Below are 12,305 nucleotides of genomic sequence, written 5' to 3'. Positions count from 1 at the left end.
GATCAAGCAATGGTGCTTAATAGATTTTATTTTTGATAAAAATAAAATCTATTAGGCATTTTCTTTTTTTAAGAAAGGGAGAGGTGATTGTTGTGAGTGAAGAGAAAAAGCGGTTTATTCAGGAGTTTGTCCCAGGGAAGCAGGTAACGTTAAGCCATATTATTGCGAATCCAGACCCGGATATGTTTGAAAAATTGGGGATTCAAGAGGCGGGAGCCCTTGGAATTTTAACACTGACACCAAGTGAGACGGTAATCATTGCCGGGGATTTAGCGACAAAATCAGCAAATGTAAAGTTAGGATTTTTGGACCGGTTTACCGGAAGCCTCGTGATTGTTGGCAATGTTTCTGAAGTAGAAATGGCGATGGCAGAAATCAACCGGTTTCTGTCGGATACGCTGATGTATACGCCGGCGAAGATCACAAAGTCGTAGATTTGTTGATATATTCGAAAAAGTGTTGATATCCTTTAAATTTTTGTTGATATCCGTCCAAAAAGTCTCGATATCGCGTGGATTTGTGTTGATATCCGATGAAAAAGTGTCGATATCGCCAAACTTCTCAGGAAAGGAGGCCATCACATGGCTAAAAAGAACCGAGCGATGCTTATCGGCTCCGTTGGTGCGGGAAAATCGACATTAACCAACGCATTACTTGGCCGGAAAGTGCCTGCTGTCAAAACACAGTCGCTAATCTATTATGATTGGATTGTTGACACTCCGGGAGAATACAGTGAAAATCCATTCTACTATAAAAATATTATGTCAACTGCACTAGAAGTCACCCATGTCCTCTATTTGCAGGATGCAACCAAGAAAAAAATGGTATTTCCGCCTGGATTTAGTACAGGGATCAATAAAATCCCGATCGGAATCGTTACAAAAAGTGATTCAGATCAAGCAGATGTGGAGCTCGCTATTTCTTTATTAAAAAAGGTAATTGTGAACAAGGGACCCATCATTATTACCTCATCGGTTAAAAATGAAGGAATCGAAGAGATTCGAAAGCTAGTAACCTTAAATTCATTACAGGAAATGAAACAGCATCTTGAAGAAAATCCATCTCCGTTTATAATTTTTTAAATGAAAGCCTTTACAGTATCCAGAAAATAATTTATATTATGAATAACAAATGAATTTAACGGCAATGGCGCCTCTTTTAAACTATCTAAATTGGGATAGTTTACAAGGGGCGCTTTTTGTTTTTGGGGAGATGGGAATGAACTATAAAGGCCCACAGAAAGAAGAAATGATCAGTGCCGGAATTGATATTGGGACCAGTACAACGAAGCTGGTAATAAGCCGGTTCACCTTAATGAATATGGCCGGCGGGGCTCATGTACCGCGGATTGAAATCATTGATAAACAGGTTATTCATCGAAGTCCGATTTACCGGACACCGCTGAGGACGCCAACAACCATTGATATTGAAAAAATTGAAGACCTTGTCAAAGTGGAATATCAGAAAGCAGGAATTGAACCGAAGGACATCCAAACGGGGGCTGTGATCATCACAGGTGAAACAGCCACGAAGTCTAATGCCGAAGTAATGCTCCATCAGTTATCAGACCATGCCGGGGAGTTTCTAGTGGCAACTGCAGGGCCGGACTTAGAAGGGATTATTGCAGCAAAAGGCTCGGGTGCCTATGAATATTCCAAAGAGACGGGAAAGGTTATAGCCAATATCGATATCGGTGGGGGTACCGCGAATGTGGCGGTCTATAAATCAGGAAGGCTTTGTGGAACCTGTACACTTCATATTGGCGGCAGATTGATTGAATTCAAGGAAAACAAAATTCAAAGCATCTCTCCTCCAGTTAAGGACCTGCTTCAACGATGGGGAGCCAGAATGGAAGTGGGGCAAAGCTCTAATCCAATCGAAATAAAAAAGATTACCGATTTCATGGCCGAGGTTATCGCGAGAATGTTAAATAGGGCACTCACCCTTGAAGACCACGCATTATTGCTGGGGCATGAACCAAACTGGGGAGAAGACATAGAGGCTATTATGTTCTCAGGCGGGATCAGTGAATGTATCTATCAGCATGAGAACGGTTCTGGACAGACAGCTCAATATGATGACATCGGGCTGATGTTAGCAGCTTCGTTAAAGGAGAGTACCAGTTTATCAGAATGGACTTGGGTTATGCCGCAGGAAACAGTCCGGGCCACGGTGCTCGGTGCTGGAATGCAAACGACGGAAATTAGCGGGGCGACCATCGAGGCCGATAACGGAAAATTACCGTTAAAAAATTTACCGGTTTATCAGGTCCGATTTGAAGCTGATTTTAAAATCGAAATGAACCAATTTTCTAAACGAATTGAAGAAGCAATTGAACTCTATGATTCGCAACGCGATGGGCAGAATTTTGCGGTTTATTTTTCAGAGCTGCCTTATCTAAGGTTTCGTGAAATTGATGAATTTGCTGACACAATCCTCACTGCGATGAAACAAAAACCGAATCCGGCACAGCCGCTAGTCCTAGTTCTTGACCGCGACTATGCAAAGGTTCTTGGGCAAACGCTAAAGAGGAAGGATTCATCACAATCCGTCATCTGTATTGATCAAATCAATGTTGAAAATGGGGACTATTTGGATATTGGCCAAGTGCTAAACACAAATGTTGTTCCTGTAATTATAAAAACATTAACATTCCAGAAATGACGAAAGGGGGACTTTTTTGTGAAATTAAAAACCACCTATTTAGGTACTGTTTATCAATTTTCCTCGCTAAAGGATTTATTTGCAAAAGCAAATGAAGAAAAATCCGGCGACCGCTTAGCGGGGATTGCGGCTGAAACCGTCCAAGAAAGAATTGCAGCTAAGCAAGTATTGAGCTATTTAACGCTTCAGGATATCAGAGAAAATCCGTTGCTATCCCCTGAAGAGGATGAGGTTTCTAGGATAATCGAAGGGCAAATAAACGAACCAACCTATCAATCCATCAAAAATTGGTCCGTTTCCGAGCTTCGTGAATATATCCTGAACGATACTACCACTGGGGAAGATTTGAAACGCCTCAGCAGAGGGTTGAATAGTGAAATGATTGCGGCCGTGGCGAAAATCATGTCCAATCTGGATTTAGTCCATGCAGCCAATAAAATTGAAATTTTATCTAAATGTAATATCACCATCGGTCAAAAAGGTGTTCTGGCATCAAGACTGCAGCCGAACCATCCGACGGATAATGTTGAGGGCATGATGGCCTCAATGAAAGAGGGTCTTGCTTATGGAATCGGTGATGCGGTAATCGGGATTAACCCAGTGGATGATTCCGTGGAAAGTGTAAAACGATTATTGCATGCTACGCACGACTTCATTCAAAAATGGGAAATTCCAACACAGAACTGTGTACTTGCCCATGTGACTGCACAAATGAAAGCAGTCCAACAAGGGGCACCGGCAGATATGATTTTCCAAAGTATTGCCGGAACAGAAGCAGCCAATCGTTCCTTCGGGATCACGGCTTTGCTGTTAGAGGAAGCAAATGAAATGGCTAAGGTGTATGGAACCGGAACTGGGCCGCAACGCCTCTATTTTGAAACAGGCCAAGGCTCGGAATTATCCGCAGAAGCCCATTATAATATTGACCAATTGACCTTGGAATCGCGGAATTACGGCTTTGCCCGCTACTATGATCCGTATATTGTCAATACAGTAGTTGGCTTTATTGGACCTGAGTATTTGTACAACAACAAGCAGGTGATTCGTGCCGGTCTTGAGGATCATTTTATGGGAAAAATGCATGGGATCCCAATGGGCGTAGATATTTGCTACACAAACCATATTAAAGCGGATCAAAATGACATCGAGGATCTTGGGGTGCTGCTGACAGCGGCTGGAGTGAATTTTATTATCGCTGCGCCAATGGGGGATGATTGTATGCTGAACTATCAATCCTTGAGCTATCATGATGTCGCGACATTAAGACAAACGCTGAATAAACGGCCGGCACCACAATTTGAAGCATGGCTTGAAAAAATGGGGATTTTTGAAAACGGGAAATTAAGTAAATATGCTGGTGATCCAACGATTTTTTCGCGATAGGAGGTGTAGGGAATGAATCCTGAGTTAGTGGAACAAATAACGAAAATGGTGGTTGAAAAATTGCAGACAAAGGCTGCGGTTGGCAGTGAGTCAACGGTGGAAGAGGTTCGTACAAAGGTAACCAATGAACCAGCGGCAAGTGTTGAAGTAAAGTTTTGGAATCACCGTTCAAATAATGTTGAAGAGAAATGCAACTCGGATTGTACCGAGTCTGAGCCGGAAAAGGAAATAGCAGTAGAACCAAAGCCGCCGGTTGGACTTGAAAATCCTTTTAACAAAGAGGAGCTGGATCTTCTCATTAGTAAAACGCCAGCGAGAATAGGGGTTGGCCGCGCGGGCTTACGGCCAAAAACGGATACGTGGCTGAAATTTCGTTTTGACCATGCGGCAGCGGTCGATGCGGTCTATGGCGATGTCGATCCTAAAATCTTAGAAAGCCTGTCCTTATTCAAGGTCAATACAAAGGTTGCTGACAAAGAGGTATATGTCCGCCGACCTGACTTTGGCCGAAAGCTTTCGGATGAGGCCAAACAATTAATTAACGAAAAATGTAAAAAGTCGCCGACTGTGCAAATTATTGTTTCTGATGGCTTGAGTTCAAAAGCGGTTGAGGAAAATGTAGAGGATGTCTATCTCTCTCTGAATCAATCACTTCAAAGCTTAGGACTGGATGTTGGTACACCATTTTTTATCGAAAAAGGCCGGGTCGCGGCGATGGATGATGTCGGGGAACTGCTCAAACCGAAGGTAATTGTTTATCTAATAGGTGAGCGACCAGGGTTGGTTAGTGCGGAGTCATTAAGTGCATATTTATGCTACGAACCGCGCCAGGGCACGATTGAAGCCGACCGTATGGTTATTTCCAATATTCATAAGGGCGGCATCCCGCCGGTTGAGGCAGGGGCTTATATCGGAACGGTTGTCCAAAAAATTTTAAAATATGAAGCTAGCGGGGTATCGCTGGTCAATAAGGAGGGGTAAAAAGTGGCTTTAGAACGAATTCATGCAGAAATTTTAGCTGTCCGGATTATCCCAAATGTTGACCCTGCCTTAGCTGCACAGTTCCAGTTAAAACCGCATCAACGGAGTTTAGCGATTTTTACCTCAACTATTGATGATGTGGGTTATACCGCTCTCGATGAAGCAACCAAACGGGCGGATGTTGATGTCGTCTATGCAAGGTCTTTCTACGCAGGGTCCGGGCATGCTTCAGGGCCTTTGTCAGGCGAAATGATTGGCGTTTTAGCCGGCCCGAGCCCTGATGAAGTGAAAAGCGGCATTGACGCGGTTATCCAGACCGCAGAAAATGATGCCTATTTTGAAACTTTAAATGATGAAAAAAGTCATGCGCTATATGCTCATGTCGTGGCTAGAACGGGTACGTATTTATCAGCTGAGGCTGGGATTAATCAAGGGGAGGCACTTGCCTATTTGATTGCCCCGCCGCTTGAAGCCGTGTATGGAATTGATGCCGCCTTGAAGGCTGCGGATGTGGAACTGGTTAAGTTTTTCGGTCCTCCTTCGGAAACAAACTTTGGTGGCGGGCTGTTGACGGGTTCGCAATCAGCCTGTCAGGCGGCAGCCGATGCATTTCGCGATGTGATTATCGAGATTGCGAGAAATCCGCGGCAGTACTAGATAAAGCTTTTTTAATTCGCTGATAAACTCTTTGAATTCGCTGATAAACCGTACCAATTCGCTGATAAGCCTTTGAAATTCGCTGATAAAGGATTCCTGTACGAGAATGTGTGTAATTTTATACTAAAAATACAAGAGAGAAAGGAGTGTCCCTGGTGCAATTTGATTTAGATCTTCAATCCATCCAGGAAATGCGGCATGCACTTCAAAAAGCAAAAGAAGCACAGCAAAAATACTTATCGTATTCACAAGAACAAGTAGATAAAATCGTCAAACGGGTCGCTGAAGCTGCTGCTGCAAAATCACTTGAACTAGCCCAGATGGCGGTGGAAGAAACCAGAATGGGTGTTGTTGAACATAAAAAAATGAAAAACGATGTGGGTTCACTGGCAGTCTATGAATCCATTAAAAATGAAAAAACAGTTGGAATTATCAACGAGGACCGAACAAAGAAAATCGTGGAGGTTGCCTATCCCTTTGGGGTTATTGCCGGGATCATTCCCACAACGAATCCAACGTCGAGTGCGATTTTTAAAGCATTAATTGCCTTAAAAACAAGAAATGGAATCGTCTTTAGTCCACACCCACGTGCTGTTAAATGCTCTGTCGCTGCATTAAAAATTTGTTTAGAGGCAGCGGTTGAAGCGGGGGCTCCGGACGGAATTATCGGGTGGATCTCAAAGCCGACGATGGCGGCAACCACCGAATTAATGCACCACCGCGATATTGATTTAATTTTAGCAACCGGCGGTAAAGACTTGGTCCGCGCTGCTTACAGCTCAGGTAAGCCAGCCTACGGTGTTGGTCCCGGAAACGTACCGGTCTATATTGAAAAAACAGCTAATATCCAAAAGTCGGTCAAAATGATTGTCGAAAGCAAAACCTTTGATTATGGCACGATTTGCGCCACAGAACAGGCGATTGTTGTCGACCAGAATGTAAAAGAGATGGCCGTGAGAGAGTTCAAAAAGAACGGTGCCTACTTCTTAAACGAGCAGGAAAAAGTACTTTTAGAAAAGGTCATCTCGCCGTTTCCAGGAAAGCTCAATCCTGACATCGTGGGGCAAAGCGCAATCAAGATTGCAGAACTGGCAGGAATTTCAGTTCCAGTGGATACCACCATCTTAATTGCGGAAGAAACAAGGATCGGGAAGGACGTCCCTTTTTCCATCGAAAAATTGTCACCGATCTTCCCGATATATACAGCAGAAAGCTATGAAAATGCGAAAGAGCTTTGTGTGAAAATCTTAAATTTAGGCGGGATGGGGCATAGCTTATCGCTCCACACCAATGATGACAAGGTGGCCCGTGAGTTTGCGTTAGAAATGCCGGTATCACGTCTAATGGTTAATACACTTTCGTCCATAGGTGCGGTTGGTGCAACCACCGAATTGATGCCATCGCTGACACTTGGCTGCGGTTCGTTTGGCGGAAATATTACTTCTGATAATTTAACGGCCCGCCATTTAATCAATATCAAGAGAATGGCCTATGGAACGAAGGAAGTAAATGTTCCTAAGCCGTCCTACCAAAACTCTGGTCCACAATGGGGCGCAAGCAATCATGTTGACGAGATTGTGAATCAGGTATTAAGCAACGTCAATGTATCGGGTTCACTAGATCCAAAAGTGATTTCTGAAATGGTCAACCAAGTATTAAAAAAATATCAAATGAACTAATAGGAGGAATTTAAAATGGCTAGAGAATTAACAGCATTAGGAATGGTAGAAACAAAAGGTTTGGTAGCATCAGTGGAAGCAGCCGACGCAATGGTGAAGGCAGCAAACGTACATTTAATCGGGAAAGTTCATGTTGGCGGCGGACTTGTTACCGTTCTTGTTCGTGGTGATGTAGGTGCAGTAAAGGCGGCGACAGAAGCAGGTGCGGCAGCAGCAGAACGTGTTGGCGAACTTTTATCTGTCCATGTCATCCCACGTCCACACAATGAATTGGAAAGCATTTTACCTAAATTAGATGTTGAAGTGTAAGAAGTAAGGAGTGGGTTTGATGAATGAACAAGCCATTCGAACGATTGTTGAAGAAGTCATTCAGCAATTGTTAAAAAAGGACTCAAGACCGAATACGATCCCAATGGCTGTTTCTGCCCGCCACTGTCATTTAAGTCAAACTGATTTAGAGATTCTTTTTGGTAAAGGGTATGAATTAACGAAAAAAGCGGATTTGTCGCAGCCAGGTCAATTTGCCGCAAATGAAACGGTGGTCATTGTCGGGCCAAGAGGAAGCATTGAAAAAGTGCGCATTCTTGGTCCGGCCCGTTCCTTAACCCAGGTTGAGGTCAGCAAAACGGATGCGGTGAAGCTCGGAGTGAACCCGCCAATCAGGGAATCGGGTAATATTGTGGGCTCTGCACCGATTACGCTGGTAGGGCCGAAAGGAAGTATTTATAAAAATGAAGGACTGATCATAGCCCAGGCCCATATCCACATGCATCCCGATGATGCTGCGCATTTCGGGGTGGAAAATGGGGAATATGTTCGAATCAGAACAGAGGGGGAGCGCCCGGTTTCGTTTGAAAAAGTACTCATTCGGGTGTCGCCGAGATACAGGCTTGAAATGCATATTGATACGGATGAAGCCAATGCGGGGTTAATTACAACCGGGCAAACTGGTTCAATTGTTAAGGATGGAGAGCCTCCAGCAAGACCTCTACCGACCTTGAAAGAACCAGTCCAAACACAGGAACCAGAGGCATTTATTTTTCAAAAAAACCTCTTAACGAAGAGAGAGGTGCAAGCCTGTAAGAGTGAATCGATTTCAGTTCGGAAAGGGACGATTGTAACCCCATTAGCACGGGATGCCGCAAGAGAGTTGAAAAAAACCATCCGGGTTATGGACTAAGTTAGGGGATGATTTTTTGCAAGTAGGAACGGTGATTGGAAATGTGTGGGCGACCAGAAAGGAAGACAACCTGACAGGATTAAAATATTTGTTTGTCCAGCCGGAGCTTCCAACCGGGGCACCGATCCTTTCACCGTTTATTGCGGTGGACCGGATTGGTGCAGGTGTCGGGGATAAGGTGATGGTTACAACGGGAAGTGCCGCGGCAAATATTATCGGGGATCAGAAGCTCCCGATTGATGCTGTGATTATCGGAATAATTGATTCAATTGATGTAGAAGGAGGTGCGTAATTTGTCAAAAGCATTAGGAATGATTGAAACCAGAGGTCTGATTGCTTCGATTGTTGCGGCCGATGCGATGGTTAAAGCAGCTGATGTCACTTTAATTAAAAAGGAAAAAGTAGATGCGGGACTCGTTTCGATTTTAGTAGAAGGGGATGTCGGGGCTGTTCAGGCAGCAGTCGATGCCGGAAAGTATGCGGCGCAAAGTGTCGGAGTGTTGGTAACCGCACATGTCATCCCGCGTCCTGATGAGGAAGTGGGTCAAATGCTGGCGAAGGCGCCGAAGAAGGTGGAGGAAAAACCAAAGCCTTCAAAAAGGGGTCCAAAAGCAAAACAGGAAGAGCCTCCTGCAACAACGGAATAAAGTGAAACTTCAATCAGTGGATCCCACTCGGGTTGTTAATCCCATTCTACTGTCGCCTTGATAAAGAGACAGTACGAACCCGATTGTTTCAACTAAGCCGCTGAAGATCACAGCGGCAAGTTTCACTGTATTTCACCAATCGGCTTTTTACGGGCAGTCGCCCCCCACTAATCCCTTGAAGATGGGGACGTACTGCTCGTTAATGCGGAATGATTTTTGAAGGATTGGAGGAAAAAAGATGGCATTTAGACGTAAAAAAATTGCAGTCATAGGTGCGGGTTTTACCGGTGCAACGGCTGCACTGATGCTGGCTCAAAAAGAATTAGGGGATGTTGTGATCGTAGATATTCCAGCCCAAAGCGATCCTACTAAAGGGAAAGCCCTCGATATGCTTGAAGCAAGTCCGATTCAAGGCTTTAACGCAAACATCACGGGTACCTCGGATTATGCAGATATTCAGGATGCTGATTTGGTGTTAATTACTGCAGGCCTGCCGCGAAAACCGGGGATGAGCCGGGACGATTTGGTTTCCACCAATGCCAAAATTATCGAGCAAGTCTCGGAAAATATTAAAAAATATGCGCCAAATAGCTATATTATCGTGTTAAGTAATCCGGTCGACGCAATGACCTATGTTTGTTATAAAACCACTGGGTTTCCGAAAAACCGTGTCATCGGTCAGTCCGGTGTCTTGGATACAGCCCGCTTTAACACCTTTGTTGCTCAGGAATTGAATGTGTCAGTGGAAGATATTTCGGGCTTTGTTCTTGGCGGACATGGGGATGATATGGTCCCATTGGTTCGGTTCTCCTATGCCGGAGGAATTCCGCTGGATAAAATTCTTCCTCCCCATCGCATCGAAGCGATTGTGGAAAGAACGCGCAAAGGCGGGGGCGAGATTGTTAGTCTGCTAGGGCAAGGAAGCGCTTACTATGCACCTGCCGCTTCGATGGTGCAAATGGCCGAAGCGATATTAAAGGATAAAAAGCGAATTTTACCGTGTATTGCTTATTTAGAAGGAGAATATGGCTATAAGGATCTATATCTAGGTGTTCCTACCGTCCTTGGGGGAGATGGGATTGAAACGGTGATTGAAATTGCTTTGACACCGGAGGAAAAAGCGGCCCTTGATCAATCTGCTCAATCCGTTCAGAATGTGATGTCGGTCTTGAAAACACTTTAATTTATAGAAAAATTAACCTGTGTAATCCTTCTACAATTCTATATTAAACTAGGAGCTAACTAGTTAAATGACATAGTCGGGTTTAAGGGAATGTTTGAAGCTTATTTTTACCAGGAGATTTAGTTTTGAAAGGGGAAGGGTTTATGGAGCAGGGAAACAACCATTTGCAAAAAGCGCTTAAGCCGATCCATCTCTGGGGCATTGCCGTCGGGATGGTTATATCCGGTCAATATTTTGGCTGGAACTATGGGTTTGAATCAGGCGGAACGATCGGTCTTGGCATTGCAGCACTCATTATTATTGTCTTCTATACGACCTTTATTTTTAGTTATTCAGAGCTGTCAACTTCCATTCCTCACGCAGGCGGCCCTTCTGCCTATGCAAGAAAAGCAATGGGGCCGTTTATGGGCTATGTTACAGGGTTAGCCTGTTTGCTCGAGTTCGTGTTTGCACCACCAGCGATTGCTGTTTCGGTAGGTGCTTATATTAACTTTCTGGTCCCAAGTATTAATGCGGTTTATGCAACAGTCGGAATGTTTATCTTATTCATTTTGGTTAACCTCATTGGTGTAAAAGGTGCGGCTGTGATTGAGTTAGTGGCAACGGTAATGGCACTGATTGGTCTCGCGATTTATTATGTTGCCGGCTTACCTCACGTTCAGGCATCAAATATCTTTAATGATATGGCTTTTAGTCATGGCTGGTCCGGCGTTTTGGCTGCGATTCCATTTTCGATTTGGTTCTTCCTGGCCATTGAAGGGGGGGCGATGGCAGCGGAAGAGGTGCGCGATCCGAAGAAGGATATTCCAAAAGGGTTTATTTCTGGGATCTTAACGCTTGGAATTGCTACGATTTTAACCTTAGTGGTAACAGCGGGTCTAGGCGGCGGTACCGGGAAACCAGCGGATTATCCGCTTCCGCAGGCATTGGCTAGTATTTATGGCGAAGGCAGCTTTATTCCAAAATCTGTTGCAATTATCGGTTTATTCGGTCTGATTGCCAGCTTGCATGGAATTATCATTGGGTATTCCCGTCAAACGTTTGCGTTAGCTCGTGCCGGTTACCTGCCTAAGTTCTTATCCAATCTTTCAAAACGCGGTGTTCCACATTGGGGCTTGATTGTTCCGGGAGCGATTGGTGTCATTGCGGCTGGGTCTGCAAACTTTGCGAATGCCTTGATCATCCTTTCTGTGTTTGGTGCAATCACGATGTACTGCTTAAGTATGATTTCGTTGTTTGTGTTACGGAAAAAGGAACCAAACTTGGAAAGACCGTTTAAGGTAAGTTATCCAGTGGTGCCGGCGATTGCGTTGGTACTGGGCGTTTTCTCGTTCTTCTGTGTAGTCAAATATAGTGTGTTAACGACAACTCTTCCATTGTTTGGGGTTCAGCTTCCATTAGCAGGAGTGATTTTGACGATTTTTGGTGTAGCGATTGTCTATTATTTCTTGGTAGGATCCAAGAATTTACGTCCAATGTCAGAGGAGTTTGTGTCGATTGAGGATGTAACCTCTGGGTCTGAGGTTGACGAGGAAAAGATTGGTTAATAGATTTAGAAAAAGATGTCCTTTTGGGGGCATCTTTTTCAATTTTGGGGGATGTCTTGAATTTGCATTCCCCGAAGGAAGGGATACTTGTTATATGGGTAAAAGGAAGAGAGTTCCATTGCCCGAAGAAGGTAGAATTTTGTAAAGAGGGTAAAAGGAAAGGAGTTGCATTGCCCAAGGGAGGTAGATTTCCGTGTGGAGGGTAAAAAGAAAGGCGTTGCATTGCCCGAGAGAGGTAGGTTTTTATTGTGAGGGTAAAAGGAAAGGAGTTGCATTGCCCGAGGGAGGTAGAATTTCATGCAAAAGGTAAAAGGAAAGGCATTTCATTACCCGAGTGGAGATGATTCGCTTACAAAAGGGAAAAGGAATACCCTCTTATTACCC

At 44.3% G+C, this 12,305-nt stretch carries 12 protein-coding genes and 1 pseudogene; all 13 read left to right on the top strand.

Features of this window, described 5'->3' with window-relative positions; genetic code table 11:
• Positions 1-92: 92 nt before the first annotated feature.
• The 13 genes and pseudogenes from eutS (at position 93) to eat (ending at position 11,921) form a co-directional block, all read left to right on the top strand.
• Positions 93-434, top strand: coding sequence for an ethanolamine utilization microcompartment protein EutS (gene eutS / locus RCG21_RS21130; protein WP_133339692.1), 342 nt, complete (start codon positions 93-95; stop codon positions 432-434).
• Positions 435-581: 147 nt separating this feature from the next.
• Entirely contained in the window at positions 582-1,082 is a 501-nt protein-coding gene (locus RCG21_RS21125; RefSeq protein WP_133339694.1) for a EutP/PduV family microcompartment system protein, read from the top strand.
• 136 nt (positions 1,083-1,218) lie between these two features.
• Entirely contained in the window at positions 1,219-2,664 is a 1,446-nt protein-coding gene (locus RCG21_RS21120) for an ethanolamine ammonia-lyase reactivating factor EutA (RefSeq protein ID WP_133339696.1), read from the top strand.
• A gap of 18 nt (positions 2,665-2,682) precedes the next feature.
• Positions 2,683-4,047: an ethanolamine ammonia-lyase subunit EutB gene (locus RCG21_RS21115; RefSeq protein ID WP_133339698.1), complete on the top strand. Its 1,365-nt coding sequence runs from the start codon at positions 2,683-2,685 to the stop codon at positions 4,045-4,047.
• A 12-nt stretch (positions 4,048-4,059) separates the two neighbouring features.
• Positions 4,060-5,028 (top strand): ethanolamine ammonia-lyase subunit EutC, encoded by a 969-nt coding sequence (eutC, locus tag RCG21_RS21110; RefSeq protein ID WP_133339700.1) that lies wholly within the window; start codon positions 4,060-4,062, stop codon positions 5,026-5,028.
• 3 nt (positions 5,029-5,031) lie between these two features.
• Positions 5,032-5,685: an ethanolamine utilization microcompartment protein EutL gene (eutL, locus tag RCG21_RS21105; protein WP_133339702.1), complete on the top strand. Its 654-nt coding sequence runs from the start codon at positions 5,032-5,034 to the stop codon at positions 5,683-5,685.
• A 155-nt stretch (positions 5,686-5,840) separates the two neighbouring features.
• On the top strand, positions 5,841-7,364 hold the full coding sequence (locus RCG21_RS21100) for an aldehyde dehydrogenase family protein (protein WP_133339704.1): 1,524 nt from the start codon (positions 5,841-5,843) through the stop codon (positions 7,362-7,364).
• Positions 7,365-7,379: 15 nt separating this feature from the next.
• Entirely contained in the window at positions 7,380-7,673 is a 294-nt protein-coding gene (locus RCG21_RS21095; protein WP_026576647.1) for a BMC domain-containing protein, read from the top strand.
• 19 nt (positions 7,674-7,692) lie between these two features.
• Positions 7,693-8,316, top strand: a pseudogene (locus RCG21_RS21090) (phosphate propanoyltransferase); the annotation flags it as partial.
• A gap of 244 nt (positions 8,317-8,560) precedes the next feature.
• Positions 8,561-8,836, top strand: coding sequence for a EutN/CcmL family microcompartment protein (locus RCG21_RS21085; protein WP_026576645.1), 276 nt, complete (start codon positions 8,561-8,563; stop codon positions 8,834-8,836).
• A 1-nt stretch (position 8,837) separates the two neighbouring features.
• The gene (locus RCG21_RS21080) at positions 8,838-9,191 is read left to right on the top strand and encodes a BMC domain-containing protein (protein WP_133339708.1); all 354 of its coding nucleotides are present in this window, start codon (positions 8,838-8,840) and stop codon (positions 9,189-9,191) included.
• Positions 9,192-9,429: 238 nt separating this feature from the next.
• The gene (gene mdh, locus RCG21_RS21075; protein ID WP_133339710.1) at positions 9,430-10,374 is read left to right on the top strand and encodes a malate dehydrogenase; all 945 of its coding nucleotides are present in this window, start codon (positions 9,430-9,432) and stop codon (positions 10,372-10,374) included.
• A 143-nt stretch (positions 10,375-10,517) separates the two neighbouring features.
• Positions 10,518-11,921 carry an ethanolamine permease gene (gene eat, locus RCG21_RS21070; RefSeq protein WP_133339712.1) on the top strand — a complete coding sequence of 468 codons (1,404 nt, stop codon included), beginning with the start codon at positions 10,518-10,520 and terminating at the stop codon, positions 11,919-11,921.
• Positions 11,922-12,305: the final 384 nt, after the last annotated feature.

It is taken from the genome of Bacillus salipaludis (assembly GCF_030938565.1).
GTDB lineage: Bacteria > Bacillota > Bacilli > Bacillales > Cytobacillaceae > Neobacillus > Neobacillus salipaludis_A.
The sequence above is the reverse complement of the archived record's forward strand: the minus strand, read 5'-3'. Positions and strand labels throughout refer to the sequence as shown.

What these genes read in the sequence shown, in the direction of transcription:
- RCG21_RS21125 (WP_133339694.1), top strand. Translation starts at nt 582, where the DNA reads ATGGCTAAAAAGAACCGAGCGATGCTTATCGGCTCCGTTGGTGCGGGA.
- RCG21_RS21120 (WP_133339696.1), top strand. Translation starts at nt 1,219, where the DNA reads ATGAACTATAAAGGCCCACAGAAAGAAGAAATGATCAGTGCCGGAATT.
- eutC (WP_133339700.1), top strand. Translation starts at nt 4,060, where the DNA reads ATGAATCCTGAGTTAGTGGAACAAATAACGAAAATGGTGGTTGAAAAA.
- RCG21_RS21095 (WP_026576647.1), top strand. Translation starts at nt 7,380, where the DNA reads ATGGCTAGAGAATTAACAGCATTAGGAATGGTAGAAACAAAAGGTTTG.
- mdh (WP_133339710.1), top strand. Translation starts at nt 9,430, where the DNA reads ATGGCATTTAGACGTAAAAAAATTGCAGTCATAGGTGCGGGTTTTACC.
- eat (WP_133339712.1), top strand. Translation starts at nt 10,518, where the DNA reads ATGGAGCAGGGAAACAACCATTTGCAAAAAGCGCTTAAGCCGATCCAT.